The sequence below is a fragment of the Prevotella sp. AM23-5 genome, assembly GCF_003473645.1.
Lineage (GTDB): Bacteria > Bacteroidota > Bacteroidia > Bacteroidales > Bacteroidaceae > Prevotella > Prevotella copri_A.
The window spans coordinates 1-19,424 of sequence record NZ_QUCG01000021.1; the positions used below are offsets into that span (position 1 = coordinate 1).

At 45.2% G+C, this 19,424-nt stretch carries 8 protein-coding genes; all 8 read right to left on the reverse strand.

Annotated elements, in window-relative coordinates; translation table 11 throughout:
• Positions 1-416 precede the first annotated feature (416 nt).
• Positions 417-845, reverse strand: a complete 429-nt coding sequence (locus DW657_RS06915) for a hypothetical protein (protein ID WP_118311927.1) — start codon at positions 843-845, stop codon at positions 417-419.
• Positions 846-911: 66 nt separating this feature from the next.
• Positions 912-1,187: a hypothetical protein gene (locus DW657_RS06920; protein ID WP_147327884.1), complete on the reverse strand. Its 276-nt coding sequence runs from the start codon at positions 1,185-1,187 to the stop codon at positions 912-914.
• Positions 1,188-1,226: 39 nt separating this feature from the next.
• On the reverse strand, positions 1,227-1,727 hold the full coding sequence (locus DW657_RS06925; protein ID WP_147381900.1) for a hypothetical protein: 501 nt from the start codon (positions 1,725-1,727) through the stop codon (positions 1,227-1,229).
• A 29-nt stretch (positions 1,728-1,756) separates the two neighbouring features.
• A complete protein-coding gene (locus DW657_RS06930) occupies positions 1,757-2,101 on the reverse strand; it encodes a hypothetical protein (protein WP_118311929.1) in 345 nt (114 codons plus the stop codon).
• Between the two features lie 15 nt (positions 2,102-2,116).
• The gene (locus DW657_RS06935) at positions 2,117-3,064 is read right to left on the reverse strand and encodes a hypothetical protein (protein ID WP_118311930.1); all 948 of its coding nucleotides are present in this window, start codon (positions 3,062-3,064) and stop codon (positions 2,117-2,119) included.
• A gap of 213 nt (positions 3,065-3,277) precedes the next feature.
• Entirely contained in the window at positions 3,278-3,649 is a 372-nt protein-coding gene (locus tag DW657_RS06940) for a hypothetical protein (protein ID WP_147381901.1), read from the reverse strand.
• The gene (locus DW657_RS06945; RefSeq protein WP_118311932.1) at positions 3,594-4,073 is read right to left on the reverse strand and encodes a hypothetical protein; all 480 of its coding nucleotides are present in this window, start codon (positions 4,071-4,073) and stop codon (positions 3,594-3,596) included. The genes DW657_RS06940 and DW657_RS06945 overlap by 56 nt, the downstream gene beginning before the upstream one ends.
• Positions 4,074-4,330: 257 nt before the next feature.
• Positions 4,331-19,414, reverse strand: coding sequence for a DNA cytosine methyltransferase (locus DW657_RS06950; RefSeq protein ID WP_118311933.1), 15,084 nt, complete (start codon positions 19,412-19,414; stop codon positions 4,331-4,333).
• Positions 19,415-19,424: the final 10 nt, after the last annotated feature.

Consider the following 19,424-nt stretch of genomic DNA (forward strand, 5'->3'; position numbering starts at 1 on the left):
AATCCACCAAGCAAATAGCAAGCCTCCTCACCATACATATCAACAATACACCTTGAAGAACTTTTCGCACAGACTCCCCATCATATAGCATGGCTCCTCGCTTAGCATATCAATATGATCCTGCTCGCATATATGCGCTACCACATGAAGAAGCTCATGACCTATTGTGTTGATGATACTGCTATCAGATTCACATTTTCCAATGGCAAGAACACTCCTTCTTTCGGCTAGGTTTGAATAGGTAAGACCCCTATCTGCACTCTCTTTGGTTAGATGTTCTTGGGCTTCTGATAATGGATTGCCGCTGCATCCAATACCAGAAAGAGCATAGCATATCTCATCGGCATCATCCGGCTGATAACCTATGAAACATACTATGCTCCAATCGTACTTCGGGAGTTGTATTACTCTTCTGATCATAACACATCTTCCCAAGGGATAGGCACTCCATTATGGCAGCAGTCGGCATAGAATCGGTTGAAGATAAAACCATCCTTCTGGTCGGCATCATCCACCATATCCTTGATAAACTGGGCTAACTGCTCCTCATTCTTGATGGAAGACTTGTAGAAGTCTGCCCTAGCCATATTCGCCACATATACATGGTCGTAGCCAGCCTTATTCTTTACCTCAATTCCCTGACCAAGCAGAAGGGCATCCACCTTCTCTTTATCCCAAAACGAGACACTTACATCACGCTTGGATGAAGGGTCATACTTATACATCAGGCTCACCGCCCACTCACACATTTTCTTGCTGAAATGATAGCCATTGTATCTGAGATAGGCAACCATTGCCTCAGGTTTGAGGTCATACATATCCAATGGCATTCTGCATTTTCCCATATTGCTGAATATTAAAGGGAGTCTGGTTCCGACATAGTGCCGCTACCAAAACTCCCAAGTTAAACACTAGCGACCGCCACCATTGTAGCCGCCACCACCTCTTTCACCATAGCGGTTCGAGTAGTTCCAATCATCGTTCACGTTGTTGAATCTGCGTCTGTTCTCACGCTCTTCACGTTCCTCATGCTCTCTTCTCCAATCGTCACGATAATCAGGCATACGCTCACCCATACGCTCCTGCTTCATCTTTTTCAGACAAGACATAGCCTTGCTGCCAAAACCAAGCATAGACTCGATGTTGTCATACAAATCATCGAACTTATCTTCTGTAATCTCAATCATTACCATAATCATAAGATATTAAAGTGAATAGATAGGAGATTACTTGCTCATGCTCTGTTGGAGCCATCCCATCATCTTGTCAATCTTGCCCTCAATGCCGGAAACCTTGCCTTCCAGCTTGTTGATTTTCTCGGTCTGTTCCTTCTCCTTGGCTATCTGGGGGTTGAGCTGCAGTAGCATTCCCTCGCAAGATTTTACGACTCTTTCGTGGTAATCTACGCTCTCCAGTATCGCCTTGGATTGTCTCAGCATTGCATCGACCTCGGAACTCATGGCATCCTTGCTATCGCTTACCACAAGATTCTTGTCGTTCGCTATCTGTCCGTTAGCAGGTAGCTGCTTGAAATCCACTTCCTCGTCATTGATCTTCACCTTCACATCAACCACAGTCTCCATAGGCTGAGGAGTGAAGCCATTATTGAAAGAAGGGTATCTCGTCTGAGGGTTGCTCACCGAAACAACCTGACCGATCCGCAAGCTCGGGTTCTCGCCCTTGTCGAGGACATAGAACAAAGAATTAGTTCTTAAACCTTGAAACATAATGTAATCTCCTATTATCTATTCTGTTGTTAAACAATACCCGTCATAAGTTGAAGGGTGTTAGTATCTCGCTCGAACCAGAGCTGAACCACTCCAGTACCCGGCACATCTGCAACCGTCAATGGTTCGCCATTGAACTTGCTCACAGCTTGTGTCGCCCCGTTGGTCTCGAAAAGGATAGGCAGCGTACCAGTCGTTCCAGTCGGAATAGCCTGACGCAGATTTACGAAAATCGTTCCTCTGTAGCTGGCATTCACGAAAGCGTGGTTTTTGAAGGTGAACACCACATCGGAAGTATTCACCTTCACGCCAGTAGAAGCGATAGCTGCCGAGCCATTACGATTCACCCATGTATAAGGTCTTAACCATAACATAGCAGCCTCCTTTCTTTAACCCCAGAATCCTGCATTGTTGGCAGCATTCAGTCCATACAAGCCAGCCTGATAAGCCACGCAGTTAGGAACTGCAGTGAATGGGCTGTAAGGTGTAGTCACAGTCTCCGGCAACTTACACTTGATACCAGCCACCTCGTTCTGCAAACCAGCCAATACCTGATTGATAGGAGCCACCGCCTGACCAACAATCTGAGAGGTCATAGCAGAAGACTTGAAGGTGCTGTTCTCCTCACGGAGGGCATCAATCTTGTTCTGCATTTCCCTGAACTCAGCTTGCTTTTGTCCGTCAACGATGGTCTGAGTACTCTCCTTGATAGCGTTGTGCAAATCACAAGTCTGACGCTGGGTCTCGTAAGCCACGTTAGAGAAGCCACGCTCCTGACCTACTGCCACGTTGTTGATGGCAGTCTGCAAGGTTCCAGTCTGCTGGCAGATAGCCAAGCGGTTCTCGCAGCAGCAGTTTGCAATCTGCTGAGCAATCTGCATATTACCCTGCTGCAAAGCATTGATGGTCTGCATACCGCTCATACCAACCTGATTACCTACACTCTGAACCTGAGAAGTCAAGGCAGAAATGGCATTCTGAATCTGTCCTTCTGTGCAGTTGAGCTGAGTAGCGAGATTACTGAGTGCGTTACGATTACCGCCGATGGCATCCATCAAGAGGCTACGACCGTAGTCATTGTTAATCTCGTTAGCGATACCGCCACGACCGTTGCCGCCGAAGCCGCCCCAGCCATTGCCACCCCAACCCATAAGGAAGAAGAGGAAGATTACCCACATAAACCATCCACCTTCGCCACCGAAGCCATTGTTTCCCTTCATGGCAAGAAGGACATTTGGGTCAACACCCTGCTTCTGGAGAAGGGGTGCAAGAAGACCGAGCATCCCATTGTTAGATGTTGAGCCTTCGTTTCCGAATACATACGTTTTACTTTCCATATTATCCTGAAATCTTTTTTGTTAAACACTAAATTATGATTCTCACTTTGTAACGTTACGAGCACAAAGATACGAATAATATGGATAGAGATTGATAAACTCGTAAAAGGTTCTATAAGTGTGTGATAAGCAAAGATTTATGGTTACGGGAAAGGGCGTAAATATACAGGAGGGGCGATTGGGTCTCTCCTATATATAATAATGTAGCTGATGCTATATGCTTATGCCATACTTTCGGGCTTGCTTGCGGAAGAAAGCTTTCTTGTTGGCGAAGAACCTGATGAGCGATTTGTTCCACTTTTTTTCGTGACCGAACTGGTCGTGGATGCCCTCAGGTATCTTTCCATCGTGAACATACTTCTCGAATGAGGAGATAGACTTCCCCATTTCGTGAGCACACCAGCCCTTGTTGGCTTGGGTATCATTCATCATGGCGGTAAGGAGTGCCACCAGTTCCATATCATTCTCTGATAGACCGCAAGGGATAGGCTTGCCTTCTGCTTGGGCTACCGCTGATTCGTGAGCCTTGTCAGCAAGAGCACGAAGTCCTGCTTCGATGATGCTGTAATTTACTAATTGCGACATAAGCATATATAATTAAAATGAGTGTAATCAGGAACATATCACAATAGTACATCTGATTCGTGATAACGATGGAATCATACATGACGTGAATCACATTGACTCCTGCAATATAGAAAATCGGAATGCGCCACTCTACACACAATCGGTGCAACACCTGACCTTTCCAAAGAGAAATCGGGTAAAGAATGTAAGTGATGAAGTAGAAGAACCAGACAGGTTCCTCGTTCTCTTCGTACCATAGTGTTATCTCCATTTTGTTGTCATAGAACTGAGATATACCATACCATCTGAAAAGCATGACCAATATAGGCGCATACTTGAAATAAAACAAGTCAGTCTTAATCTTGCTTCGTTCAGGGAGTAACTTAGTTATCTCTCCAATTAACTTCTTGACTCGTATGTCTTCGTCTTCATCTTTTTTCATAAGCCTTCATTTTTAAGTTTATAATGATTGGATAATCTTTTGCTGATGTAATCACCTGAGATTCAGATATTCTTAGATGCTGCAAATATAAAAAGAAATAATGGGAACATAACAATTTAGGATATTTTTAATAGTTAAACTTTATAAATACTTACAGATTAACAGATTTACACAAGAAATATAAGTAAAAAGTTTCAGATTGAAAGCAATTATCCCCCGAAAGCCTAGCACTTTCAGGGGATAGTCATATATATATATTACTTCTCAGCCTTCGCCTTCTGGTTAGCCACAACCACCTTATTGGCTGGCTCCAGTACGGAGAGGATTCGCTTTCTCAGTTCACGGATTCTCTTCATATCCTCGGCATTGTAGGCATCCTTGCCATCTTCCAAGAAGCCCTTCTTCAACTCGGAAATTTCCTGCTTGTCAAGGGAAATCTCGTCAATGGCATCAATAGCAGCCTTGTTGGTGTTGTAGTAGCCATCGCTCTGACTCGGAGCCGTATCAAGCAAGAGGTCGTATGAAGTCTTGAATCCGTTCAGCTTAGTGTAGAGTTGTTTCAGCTTCAAATCCTCGAAATCATCCTTCGGAGTAGCGTGAGCCTTGTATATATCCTCGGCATTCAACTTGTGAGGTCTGTACTCTTCCCCACTCTCCTCGGCACGTTCCTTCTTCTTGTCTTCCTCATACTTCTTCACCTTCACATCTTCCTGCTTATACTGCTTGTATTCCTCTGAGCCGTAGAACCGCTCCAGCATAGAGTAATCGCCATCCACCTTAGCTTGTTTCTTCAACTTGCTCAGGGTATTGGCTGCACGGTCGTGGTTCTCCTTCATATTCCAGAACTCATCACCCTGCTTCTTTGTGACTGGTCTATCATCTGGGTTGCTCACGAACTTGCTTACCAATGGTATGTCTGCCATCTTGATTTCCTTCGGGTCGTTGAGTGACTTAGTGAGGACACCGAGCACCTGACTGCCCATGGTGTAAGCACCACCGAGATAGGAAGACAAGACATGGTCAACTACAGCAGGGTTGTTTATGTTGTATCTTGGGTTACCCAAAGCATCCCATCTATTCTGCTGCACATCAGGATAATCGTTCCCGATTGAGTTCATCATCCTTGATGCACGAACCAACCAATCAGGAGTGCCCACGTATGCCTTAGTGAAGTTCGGGTCATACTTATTATACTCTGTGTCCTTGAATAATGGCTTGCCAGTGAAGTCAACATTGAAAGCCAATTCAAAGACAGGACGGATAGGGTTCGGCATCAGGCTGACTGCTATGTTGCCATCATATCCAGTTGGGTCAAGCGGAAGCATATCCACTACCTGACCGAGCAAGTCTTCTGCATACTGGCTCCAAGTTTCCTCTGCCAGCTCGCCACCCATCATCTTGGATGCAATCATATCACCTACTCCATAGAAGGCACGGAACTCCTGAGCAAGCGGAATCGTCACATACTCATGAGTAAACGGAACCCACATAATCAGGTTGTTTCGTCTATCCCACTTGGTGAACTGCCAGTACTTATCCTTATCATCATCACCGCCCAACAGACTCATCAGGGCTGCATTGACAATAGGAACCAGCACACCACTCGCCAACCAAGCTGCAGTAACAGCCGTGAACTTGAAAGGATGATGCTTGGCAAGCGCACCCAATGTCTGCAAACTCTGTACAGCCGGATTGATGAAGAGATAGAGGTTTCTAATCATCTGCCAGCCATATTCGCCAGTACCCTTGCGGTTGAAGTTCAAGGTTACATCTTTGGCATCATTCACAGCCTCATCAATGGAGCGACCATACTGGATGGAAGTCATATAGACCGCAAATCGGTTGCTATCCTCAATCATTCTGTTCAGAAACTCAATGCCATCCATGATGGTATGTCCTACCTTTACTGGGTTCGCCTTCCATCTATCCAAATCCTTCAAGTCATTCTTGAATTTCTTCTTCAAATCTTCCACGTCAAGCGAAGAGACAAAGCCAGTCTCGCCACCATTCATCATAAAGTCATAGAACATCTGTTCCTTTGGAGTAGCATTTCCATTGCTTACCTTCTCTCTCAACTTGCCGTTCTGATAGTCTCTCAGCATAAAACCGAGATTCCAAGAGGTAGCGAGATTCCTTCTGAGGAGATAATTGTATCTGCCATCCTCACGAATAGCGGTAGAAGCCAGCGTCATGGTCAGGTCTCGGAAGTAGTTGGAAGGGATAAAGAGAGGAGAAAGACTTGTGTAGGCAGCAGCCATCTTTCTTCCCAACCAAGCAGCAGCCCTATCCAGTTTGCCGCTCTGAATTTCTCTCACTCGGTGTGCTCTGGTATTGTTCATCGCCTGAGCCAACTGAGGGTCACCATTCACATAGATAACATACTCCTCGCCATCCTTCATCACTCGTACCTCATGTTCTCTCTCCTCGCTATGAGTCTGAGGATAGGCAATATTCAAGCCGTCTCTCTGCTGGGTAGCATCGCCAGTTTGAGCCATCTGCTCCATCTTCTGCTCGAAAGCATCAATGGCAGCTTTCACCTGATTACTATTCATCTGAGAAGTAATCTTAGGGGTAGCAGGAATCCACTCCTCGTTGCCGTTGGCATCCGTACTCTTCACATACCAAGCCTTGCTCAGGGTGAGCAGGGAGGTAGGATGATTCTGCGCCAAGAGCATCAGGTGCTGCTTCACCCAGTTCTTGTTGTTCAGCAGGATTCCACTCTCTGCCATGTTCTCGATGTATGCGATAGGATCATCAGCGATAGAGGTTCGTCCATGTGCAGTCTTCAATGTCTGATTGAACGCACCCTTGCCGCCACCGATATAGTCCCATACTTGGTCGGCAGTAGTGCCATCCCAGCCACGGAGAGGAATGTAGTGGCTATACATACCCTTCACATACTCGTAGGCATCCTTGCTCATCATTCCAGCCTTGAATCCATCACGGAGAATCTTCTTGGTGGCAGCATTCGTTGCATTCCAAAGAGTCTGAACCTCGGCAAGATGCTTGGTTTCCACATCCCTTACCAGTTTGTGGGCAGCTTCCTCAAAGTCTGAGCCACCGAATAACTGAGACAAGCCAGAGTAATCATTGACGATACCATTCTCATCGTAGCGGTAGTCCATATAGGATGGAGAGTACTTTCCTCGGAGAGCATTATCCTTCTGTCTCCAAGTGGTGAAATCTACCCTGCCAAACTCCAAGTCGGCATCATTTGACACACGATCCAAGTCGTTTTTGTATGCCTTGTATGCTGCACTTCTCTGATTCACATCTTCATAGTCAGCTTCCAAAGACTTCTTGAATGCCATCTGAGCATCACGCTCCAAGCCGTGTTTCGCCATCATATAGACTCGCACATTGTCGTAGCTATCGCCCAGCACCTTCTTCATCTGATGATAAGCCTTTCTGAGTGGCTGCAGGAACTCGTTGTTGTACTCCTCAAACTCGTTCTTGCCCTTGCCATGACTGCGATTCTCGGCAGTATAGGCATCCTCAGCCATATTCAGGCGGTCAACACCCACTTCCTTCATAATAGCTTCCTGAGCTTTACGGATAGCCAGCATACTATCTTGAAAGGCGATACGTTTGAGCACAGAACCACGCTGCAACTCTCGGTTGAACTCACCAAGGGCAGTATCATCACTCAGAAGATGCTGCTCGTAGGTTGGAGCAGTCTTCCAAAGAGCCATCTGCTTGCGGTACTCGTCCACTCTCCTCAGGAAGTCAACGGCACTCTCACCAGCGTTGCGTTGTGGGATGGTTGGTCGCTGGGCATCCTTAGGCAGATTATTATCCTTCTTCCACTGGTTCAAGTCGTGTTCAAACTTGTCATAGCGCAAGGAGAACTTGGTATTGCCATCCTCAGGAGTGGTTGGGCGCAAGGTATTCTGCAAGAGTGGAGCAATCACATGTTCCGTCAACTGGGTAGGGATTCCGTTGCCGATGATGGTATGGCTCAGGTTCTCAGAGAACGGCATCTTGTAATCATCGCTCACTCCTGATACTCTAGCGAGCACTCTACCCATGGCACGATATATCTTACCATCCGGCATCACAATCACATCACCGCTCTTGGTTCTGAGTGTTGGCAGCAGTTCATCAGCGAAGGCATGAGGAATCTTTCCGTCAGCATAGGCACTACCCATCACATACAATGGCTTGTCAATGTTTCTCCAGTCAATGCCATCAGTCTTCAAGCGAATATCCATCCAAGGAGCCACACCATTCTTCTTCTCGGTCAGGGTCGGGATAATATCAGCCACAGCTTCATACCATCCACTCTTGTGTGCCATCTTCTTTGGCTTGGCAGGGAGTTTGCCATCACGAACCGCACGGACAATCAATCTCTCTCGGTTGGTGTAGCCTCCATAGTCAGCTGCATTATAGACATCTGCATCCCAAGTGTAGCCGTTGGCATCAAGCGCATCCGTGATAATCTTCATCGCATCTGAATCCTTGTAGCCCTTCACATTCTCAATGGTTACCACCTTTGGCTTTATGGAATTGATAAACTCTGCAGTACTTGCAGCAGTCTCCTTGTCAAGTTCCACCTCAGCGTGGTTACTCTTCGCCTGAGAGTAGTTCTTGCAGACTGGGCTGGCATGGAAATACTCTACCTCGCCATCTATCAGCTTCACCAATTCCTTTGGATCAACGTCACGGACATCAGCAGTAACGATGTGCTGCCCGAAGTTGTTGCGATATACACCGCTTATCTTCTCATCATACTCAACTGCCAAAACTGGGTCGATGATACCCTTCAAGCCTTCCTCAACAAGACCGCCACCGCTAAAGTAGGTTCCAGCCTTAATGAGAGTGCCATCCTTCAGGGAGAACTTAGGTTCCTCGCCAGCAATCTCTGCTTTGCGGTTCTCGCCCAGAGCCTGAGCAATATGAATCATCTTCCTATTAGCCATCCGCCAGCCGCTCGGCATATCATCAATGGCAGTCTTGATAGCATCATCCACCTCATCAGGAGTATTCAGACTCTTCAAGTCCTCAGCCATATCAGCCGCCCCACTCTCCTTTCCGTCAGCCATATCACGGAGAGAGAAGGACACATCGCCCACACCCAAGAAAATCTGGTCTTTGCGAGCCACGTCCTCAGTAGATTCAACGAGAGATTTTCTTCTTTCCTCAGGAGTCATATTCATTCTTTCCTGCACATTTCTTGCTTCCACCTCACCAGCAAGCGACTTGTAGCTGTTGTAATCATCATTCGCCTGATAAGCATTATAAAGACCTCTGTTCTTCTCAACAATAGCCTTAGCCTCATCTTCCTTGCCTTCTGCACGCAACTGGCGAATCTGCTTAGTGACCTCTGCTAATCTCTTCTTAATCTCACCTCTAACCAATCTAGGGCTACCTCCTCTATCAAAGCCCTCAATAGACTGGATTGCATGCTGAATCTCGTGATTCAATATACTATTCATATATTTCAGCTCGTCAGCATGGATGGTAATGGTGTTTGTCTTGGCATTATATTCACCATTTGAAGGCATATCGTTCATAATGGCATCCGTTTCAATACGTACATCCTTCAAATGAGGATAAGCCTTGAATAGTTCAGGAGCATCAATCACATCAGAAAGCTTGCCACCATTCCATAGCATATCATCCTCATAACGCTTAACAATATGTCCACCGCCTACATCCATCGTGTCCTTGATCTTAGCATCCGGCATTTCGTATCTCCACTTGCCATCAGCACCACGTTCCCAGCCAGTAGCAATCTTGATAGCCTTGGCATCCTTCTTCTCCTCTTCCATCTTGCGAGCCACGGAGAGGTTATCCATACGGAAGGTACGCTCATCTGCCTTGTCAGCAGCAGCCGCACCACGCTCGCCAGCGAGAGAGAAACGAATATCATTATTGTCGGCAGAGAAATCACCATTGTTATTCTCGGCAGACTTGATTTGGTTGGCATCCAGAGCGCAATAGGAAATCTTGGTAGGCTCATAGCTATCATCCACCTCTTCAACAAAGATGGCTCCATCATAGCCTTTCTTCTTAATCTTGTCAGCCATGCCCTCTTCATCCATGATACCCCAAAGATTATCCTGAGTGTCCATGCCCACCATGTACTCCCAGCCAGTCACATCTTCGTAGATTCTATCATAGTCTTCGCCAGTCAAATCCATCGGTTTTCTGATATTCAGGAAACATGGAACCACGTTAGCCTTGCCGCCACGATGTCTAGACGAATTGGATGCAAACTCCTCAGCCAAGCCCTTATCAGGAGAGAAGAAGAATCCTTCAGCCTTCACCTTGTCTTCAAGCCCCATGATAAAGCGGACACCTTCCTTCTTCTCAAAGGTGTTGAACTCTGCACTTCTGCCATGCCAAACCACCATAGGTTCACCATTCTCATCCACCACCTTGGAAGCATTCTCAGGGTCATTCTCCCAATCACCAAACCAGTTCTTGAAGTTGGTAGTACGGACGGTTGCCCATTGTTCAGCATCTAGTTTGGTCTTCTCACCATTAGGAGCAGTCATATAGGTTCCGTTTGCCTTGGCATCAGCCACAATCTTCTCCTTTTCTTCTTTCAGAGAGAAACGGATATCACTCTTGCGAGAATTGAAACGCTTTGAAGGAGGAATCACATTGCCCTTATTATCATAAGTAATGAGGTCATTCAGCTTACGATTATTCTTGGCATTCTTATATCTGTATTCTTTACCATCATCAAAGCCGAACTCGTTAACATCATTGCCATCCCACCATAATTGATTTGCAGGAACTTCATCTTCAATGATACGATATTTTCCATCCAACCTGTTATCACCGTGCATTTCAGCATACTTCTTTGAAGGAGTAACCCAGTCACCATTACGCAACTTGCCTTCCTTTACAGAAGTAGGAACTGCACGATAAACCTTAACCTTAACATCTTTCTCGCCATTCTTAATGGCATCAAGTGCATTCTTTATAACATGAGCAGACTCCAATCCATAAGCAGTATTGTTCATATACGCTCTTGGATTGTCGAAATAATCATCAGGCTGCAAGTTATAACCTAATGCAATATCTTCCAAGTTTACATCAGGAGAGTTTTCTATGTCGGCTCTTCTTGCCTCATCAGACTCATATTGAGGATTTGATGGAGCAGCCCACGCTCCCTGACCTTGGTAATCGCTATCAACGTCACCGTAACCATTACGTCTGGCTGATTCATCAAGCATTTCCCTTGCCGTTGATTCATCATTATTAGCAATAGCATCCATATAACGCTTATCAAGTTCATCAGTTGGAATCAGAGAGAGTTCATCCAGATGTTTCTGTCTCTTCTCTTCCTCTTCCTGCGCTCTTTTTCTTGCAGCTTCCATAGCATTGCGCTCTGCTTCAACCTGCTTTCTTCGTTCCTCAATCATAGCGTCAAGGTCACCGAAGTTCTCTTTCAAGGCTTCATTTATAGGTTTGGTGTACTTAATAATATCCTTAAATGAGGAAATCTTGTCTTCATTTGCCTGCAATAAATATCGTTTGATGTTTGCTCTGGCACGTGCAGCCTCAGCAGTAGAACCTCGTTCAACTGCATTCGCATACATAGCAACATCATCCTCATTTACCCCAAACTTTTCAGCAATACTCTTAATCTTCTCATCCTTCAACGAGAATTTTATGCCCTCACTACCAACTTTTTCGCCATTTTCCTTGGCAGTTTCAGAAGAATTGTCTATCTTTGCAGCAGAACCTTCGGTTTGGGAGAGAGCGGTGTCACCTTCCAACGAAGTAGCGGCAGTGTCTGTCCTCTTGTCGCTTGCCGAAGTTTCCTTTTTAAATGCAGTCAACAACCAAGATTTTCTTTCTCCATCCCAAGTAAGACGAACACCAGCCTTATGGGTTTCACTTTCCAAGTTTACACGATTCCTACTGCTTGAAACTACACGCATATCATTCAGAATCTCCTGCAAATTATCAAGAACCTCAGGATGATACTTCACAAGTTTAGAAAGACCATAGCCATCACTATGTCCAGTTCCTTCTTTGCCCCAAACCAAATCAATATCACCAATATCCTTGTGATGAAGAGCACCGACAGCTTCTCCACCACGAACCTTCTTCAAGAACTCGATTGCAGCCTTGGCATTGCCACGGAACTGATTGTATATATTTCCGAAAGCACCAACACCAACTGGCTTTATATCCTTCAACGAGAACTTTACCTTAGCATAGTCTTTAAATGGCTTTAGCTTACGTTTGCTCATATCAAGCCACTTGTCGAACTCATCCTTACTTACTCCAGTAATATCTCCAAGACCTTGCCAACCATCGCTATAGTTAGCGAGATAAGCCTTTTTGGCATCATCCATGGAGTCATAGCCATACATTACTTTATGTTCATCAAACGAGCCATCAGGATTCACTTGGTCAACGACAAACACATCACCATTCCAATTATCAAGGTCTGCTTTATCATTGATGAACATATCTAAATGGTCACCATCCTTGCCAAACTTGCCACGGATATAGCCATAGGTATCGTGCATGGTTACTTTCCACTCTTTTCCATCGGCATCCTTGCCTGAGCGAGTTGAACCTTTCGGATTTTCTATAGTGTAATCGTAACCACCGAACTTGATGTGTCCTTTCTTGTAGTTGCCACTCTCTTTCTGTGCATCAGATGGATTGGTTTCAGTTTCTTCAATAGCAGACTTCAAACGGAGAGAGAACTTGGTGTGCTCTGTAATTCTCATATCCTCAGGCTTGAAGATAACATAGTTGGTATCGCCCTTTTTAGCACCACCGAAGTTACGTCCAGCCTTGTACTTAATACCAGTAAAGCCAACAGAAGATAGGAACTTGCTTATTCCTTTAGTTCTTTCAGGCAAATCATACTCTGTTCCAGTTAACCCAATATACAGAGTACTATTGTAAACATTTTCGCCAGTTCTCTCTAAAGACTGACCTTTGCTTTCTAACGTCTTAATACCTACACCAAGATGCTCCAACCCTTCACGAATGGCATCCTGCTGATTTTTACTCAAAGGCTTATCCCAATCCATATAGTTGCTGCCATTATCATCAGGTATATCCACCTCATAGAGATTGTGGTATGGCTCAGCCAACTTCTTCATTTCATTGTAGAAGTCAATCTTTTCCTGCTCTGTGAACTTGTCATTCATGGCTATTTGCTTATCACCATGTAGGAATGATTCTAGAGTAGGATATTTCTTGGCGAACCTTGTACCATTAGAACGCTGAATGCGAAAATATGCCCTAGAAGGATCATTGTCCATCAGAGTAGCATAATTCTTTCCTATCTTCTTGGAAGATGTAACATATCCACCCCAACCGAATACTTGGGAGCCAGCACCCTCACCCATGTGGTTGAAGTCAAACTCTGTGAAGTCAGCACCGCTACCATGATATACCTTTAACGAGAACTTAGGAGCAGCAGCTATCTCCTGATTGATGCTGTTCACAACATCATCAGTAACAATATCGCCCTCCTGAATCTGCTGAGGTTCACGACCAGCATTCTTCACAAGTTCCGCTTGCTCTGCTCTGGTCAAGATACGGTTCACCTTCATCGCACCAGTAATCACCCAAGGATCAGTCTCAGGGTTCGGGTTGGTACGATACATATAATAGCCATCAGTAGGCAGATGTTTCAAGCCAACCAATGAATGCTGATACTTGCCCGATGGATTGATACCCTCTTGGCGAGCTTCCTCCTGATAATCTACATCAGCGGCATACTCCACCTCAGCGAAGACGAAGTTCTTAGGGAAGAGAGTCTTGTTTCCCTCAGCATCCTTGCGGTTGAACTGGATAGCGTAAGGCACTACACCAAGATGCCAGCCTGGTCTATAGGCTAGCTTACCGCTACCGCCTTGTGTTCCCTTGCCACCCTGCTTAACCTGAGGTCTGCCAGTCTTGCTTTCTCCTGCAATAGGAGCAGCATCAGCATCGAGCCATACACCCACTGGAGTAGCAGCACCATCAGGGTTCGCTACCATTGGTGGATAGAGTTTGCCATCCTTTAGCACGAATACCTTGTAGCCGATACCCTTCTTCTTAGGTTCAGGCTTTTGACGGAGAGAGAATGAAACATCCTCGCCAGTCTCAGAGTTCGTTACCTTACCATTGGCAGTCTTCACATAGGCTTGTTCGATAGAGCGGATGATGTTCTTGGTCACATCGCTATACTCAGTACCATAGAATGCTAACTTAATCTTCTGCAATACCTCATGGATAGCAGCGAGCAGAGGATGAGACATCATCATAGCGAGAGTGTGAGCCAAGTTGAGGTCACGAATCATTTCGCCTACAGCATCAGCAACAACCTCCTCAGCGTAGTAATCTCTAGCACGTTCAGAGAATCCAGCATCAGAATATCTCTGCATGGTCTCATCTACCGCCTTGTCGAAGGCATCAGAGCCATAGGTATCAAGCACAAGCTGAGTCAGCTCATTGTATGCAGCAGGGTTCAGGCTCTTGATTTGGTGAGTCATTTCGTGACCGAAGATAAACTGAGCACCTTCCGTAATAGAAGAGTCAAGAGTGATGAAGATTGTACGATGAACGTTGCCATCGGCATCCGTAGTCTCCTGAATCCAGCCGTTGCCCAACTTGTCAGAGTACTGCCATTGAATGCTAGCACCCATCATCTTAGCCAGTCTCTCGAAAGCCTTGCGAGTCTTCTCACCCACGATATTATCAACGACCTTCATATCATCAACCTTATTCTTCTCCACATCAGCAGCACGTTCAGATGTAGTCTGCTGTGTTCCATTGTCTCTAGCAGAGAAAGGAAGGTCAGTCTGGTCACGCTGAGCACCAAGCGGATTCTCTTCCGTTGCATCCTCAGGAACCTCAGGAGCATTTATATTCTCATTTGTCTGCTCATTCTCCTCATCATTAATCTCATCAGAGTTATCTTCCCCCATCTTCTCCTCAGATTCAGGAGCCGTTTCTGTCTGTTGTTCTGATTCAGCCTTATTCTCCTCAGCAAATGCAGCGTTGTCAGCCGCCTTCTTCTGCTCTTCAAGAATGTTCTCAGCCTGAGCGATACGGAGATTCTCAATATAGTTTCTAGCTTCCGAAGCCTTGAAACCGCTAGTGAGCACACCAATAAGGGCATTGCGAATATCCTGAGTGTCGAGTGAATCAAGGTTAGATGGACGATTCTCCCACAGACTATGTACGAGATCATCAATGGTAGTTCCCTTGCCATCAGCAGCGAGGAGCTGAGTCTTGGCAAAGTCTTCTCTGCTCAATCCAGTTTCCTGCTTTACACCCTTGCTTGTCTCAGTTCCCTCATAGTTGAGAGAGTGAGCACCGAGGTTGCTAGCCACATATTCCTCAGCAGTAAGCGGAATTGTATCAGTCACATCAATGCCAGTGCCATCATACAGACGATGCAGGAGAGAGCCGACAACATCTTTATAAAGCTGAGACACTGCCTCTGCATCATCCTTTACAGCACTCTTCAAGCGAGAGAACTTTCTTCTTGCCTTCTCAATGAGATTCTTTCTACCCTCAGCAGTATCTTCGACCTTGGCAAGTTGTCTGCTGTTATAGGCATCACGGATAGCAATAGCAGAGTCATAAGCCGTCTGAGCATCAGCAATAGCCTTCTCCTTGGCTTCCTTTGCCGCCTTCTGTTCCACGAAGTTCTTACCCTTCACGGTCATATTGTTCGCCTTGTCGAGTGCCTTCTTTGCATCAGATACCCATCCACTGATTACGCTATCAGCATCATCACCAAACTGGGTGTCATACAACTCTGCAGTCTGATCAGCAGTCAGCTTCGAGAAGTCAGGATTGCCATCCTCCAGCATAGGCACGATGGTTCCATCTTCGAGAGTCATAGCAGGAGTCTGTTCTGTCTGTTCAGCAGGAGCAGTAGTATTTTCTCCACCCTGCACAGCACCATCAACAGAGTATGTTCCGTCACCATTGATTGTCACATTATCAGGAACTGGTGGAAGTTCATCATTCACCTCTATTCCACCTCTATCGCCCTCTATCGCACCACTATTCTCCTCTATCATTGAGGAGTCAGCAAATGCTTGCTTATACTCATCGAGTGTCATAGTAGTAGCAGTTCTCACATCTTTCTTGTTTACCGCATGAGGAACGAGAGTACCATCACTCTTCAACTCCATCACCTTAGCTTTTGCACCAGAATCACGAATAAGGAACAACTGGGAGTTTGGATATTTTGTATTGCCATCCTTGCCGAGCACATCAGCGAGCACCACATTACCATTATCATTGAGAATCTGGTTGAAGTCAAATGATGGTTGAATCTCCTCTGTCTGTTCTGTCTCCTGAGTCTGCTCAGCACGTTCCTTCTCCATCTGCTCACGCTCAGTCTTGGCAGCTTTCAGTCTCTTCAAATCCTCAGCATCCTTTAACTGCTGCAAGTCAGCAAACGAATATGGTATCTGTACATTCTCACCATTGACAAGTTCTGTAGGTACATTACCATCAATAGTAATCATAGCAGTACCATCACCATTATCAGCCAACACCTCATAGGTATGTTCTGTACCATCTGAATCAGTAACAGAGAACTGAGAACCAACATCAATGGTTCCATCAACGATGCCAGCAATCTTCTTGATAGCATTTTCTTTCGCATCAGCTACCGCCTGAGCTTTTACATCAGCAGCAGGGAGTTCTTCTATGAGATCAGCGAACATCATAGCATCAGCGTGTTCCTTTCTGCCAGTTGTCGGGTCATAGTAGATAATCATATCATCGCTATTACCAACGTCTATAGAGCCATCATCATGAGTAGCGATATTACCACTAATAATGTACACCTCATAGTCTTCCAAGCCACCAGTTGCTTTAATGGTTGCCTTACGGACGGTTCCACGACTTAGGTCAGTCATATTATCAGTTTCCATAGCCGCCTGATGTGCTGCCATATCAACTTCATCCTGTGCTCCATCCATCACACCCTGATACTTGGCAGTTGATACTTGGTAGTCATAGATAGCCTTGTCAAGTTTATCATCCTGACCAGTCATAGTTTCCAAGTCTTCATCTGCCATATCATGTAGCTGCTCTGGAGTAATATGCAACATGGCTGCAAGTTCATTCGCCTTGTCGTTCTGCTCCAACTGGATATTATGCTTATCAGCATCATCAGCATTATGTCCTTCTGTATAAGCATCATCAAGGTCGTTAGATAATGTCGGAGCGGTATCACCTTCTTCAACCTTATCTTTTGTCTTAGCATCTGATGCCTGATTGAATCCACGAAGTTTGCTAAGGAACATAGCATAATTAATAACTGCACCTTTCTGCTTAGCAGTCATGGAGTCTGAGCGAGTAGCCTCCAAGACAGTTTTAGTCAAGTCTGCATTTGTTGTTACATCAATCTTGCTTTTAATGTCCTCCCACTTATCATTAAACATCATCTGACCGAACTTATCTGCTTTGGCAACCTGATGTTTGATGTTGAAATATAGCACAGCATTTATAGCACCAATGGCAGTTCTAGGAGCATGCATGAAACCAACAGAATAGAACATTCCAAGGCAAGTATCAATCTGCTTTTCTCTGGCATCAGGATTCGTGAAAACGTTGAAGTCACTCCAGCTTCCATCTCCATCACCCCATGCTGCATGAAGGGCAGTACCAAACTCCTCTTCTGAAATCTCAGCCATCACACCTTGGATTCCAGATTTATTTGTTGCGTTACTCAACCATTTATAGTAAGCATTATTGCCTATCTTTTCAAAGAAAGAAGATACTTTAGAAAGCCCTAACTTTGATAACAACTTAGGTGCTCCAGGTAGATACTCACCGAACATTTCCGAGAAGTTCTCTATTGTAGCAGAGCCAAAGCCATCCTTGATAGCCTTACCAAGACTGACACCTTCATTGAACTTCAAATCGCCATTCTTGTCTTGGGTCACACCACCATTCTCGTTATTCATTCCAACATAACGTTCTATCACATTATTATATGTAGAACCAAGTTGATTGGTTGCTGCCAATGCTGCACTACCAGCCATATCACCGAGCACACGACCAGTATTCTTAGTAAACCATTTACCAAGAGCACCGAGAGCCATTTTTTCTCCAACCTTTTCTCCTGCCTTAGTAAAACCAGTAGTCATAACATTTCTCCAACCGCTTAACAAAAAGTCTCCCCAAAACTTTAAGGAGCGACCACTCATGTCTCCATACTGATAAGCCTTTGTGCCATACTGCTGCTGTTTAGCAGCTTCTCCTTGTTGCTGCTGAATAGCACCAAGCATAGCTTGTGCGGCATTTCCTGCATTGGAACCTTTCTTTATTGTTCCATCTTCCATACCCTTCTTTACTTGGAGCAAATTGTTTGATATAGCTGCATCCATAATACCCTGAGAATATAACTTCGGGTCAAGCATGGTATTAAACATCGCACCAAAATAATTGGAAACATCATTCCACTTATCTTTCAACCAACCAGCATTTTCATTTCTCTGCTTTTGTTCCTTCAACTCCTGAAGCAGAGTGGTACGCAACATCTGATTATAAGCCTTGGCGGTATTATAAGCACCATACTCTACATCAGACAAGCGGTTTGCCTCATTGCTTATAGCTGTATTAAATGAAGAAGGAGCAACTGCTCCACCAGACGCAACAAAAGGAGAACCCTGCAAGTGCATAGACTCATTCAATTCCTTAGAATGTCTGTCTTGATTCTCATTAAGCCACTCTTGTCTTCTCTCCATTTGTCGCATAGCAACATCTGTGTCAGACAAATCAGGGTCAGCCTTATCCAACTCAGAAGGAACAATACCCATATCAACTGCATTGATATACTGCTCCCCCTGCTTATCCAACTGATTCTGATACTGAGCAGCATCATACTCGTTATTAAACTCTACACCATCTGTTGTAGTATAGGTTCCAGTCTTGCCAGTTGTCGAATTGTAGTTGAACTCATTCTTCTGTACATTCAGATTCTGCAAAGGGTTCTTTAGATGTGGAGCAACCCTGCCACCATTGAACTTCTTTGCTTGCCCCAGTTTGCTCTGAATGTTTCGTTTAGCTTGTCTTACTACATTATTAGCACTAGCCGAGATTGCTGATGCCCCAGCCGAGAAACGAGCACGGTCAGCAGCACTCATAGGAACACTACCGCCCTTCGCCCTTGATGAAGTCTTGCTTTTTGGCTCAAAAAGTGCAGAGTAGAAACGCTCATAGGTATTAGGAACATCGAAGTTCTGAGCCTTCAAGTTCTCATAGATAGCGTGTCTGTTGTCAGCACCGCCCTTTCCGTCTCTGGTCAGGGCACTCTCAAACTTATTGTAATCGTCCGGCACATCATAGTTCTGTGCTTTCAGATTCTTGTATAATGTGTATAATGGTCTTTCTGCCATAATATATATA

Coding starts and splice junctions, on each gene's coding strand:
- DW657_RS06915 (WP_118311927.1), bottom strand. CDS start 845: ATGGGAAAATGCAGAATGCCATTGGATATGTATGACCTCAAACCTGAG.
- DW657_RS06920 (WP_147327884.1), bottom strand. CDS start 1,187: ATGATTGAGATTACAGAAGATAAGTTCGATGATTTGTATGACAACATC.
- DW657_RS06925 (WP_147381900.1), bottom strand. CDS start 1,727: ATGTTTCAAGGTTTAAGAACTAATTCTTTGTTCTATGTCCTCGACAAG.
- DW657_RS06930 (WP_118311929.1), bottom strand. CDS start 2,101: ATGTTATGGTTAAGACCTTATACATGGGTGAATCGTAATGGCTCGGCA.
- DW657_RS06935 (WP_118311930.1), bottom strand. CDS start 3,064: ATGGAAAGTAAAACGTATGTATTCGGAAACGAAGGCTCAACATCTAAC.
- DW657_RS06940 (WP_147381901.1), bottom strand. CDS start 3,649: ATGTCGCAATTAGTAAATTACAGCATCATCGAAGCAGGACTTCGTGCT.
- DW657_RS06945 (WP_118311932.1), bottom strand. CDS start 4,073: ATGAAAAAAGATGAAGACGAAGACATACGAGTCAAGAAGTTAATTGGA.
- DW657_RS06950 (WP_118311933.1), bottom strand. CDS start 19,414: ATGGCAGAAAGACCATTATACACATTATACAAGAATCTGAAAGCACAG.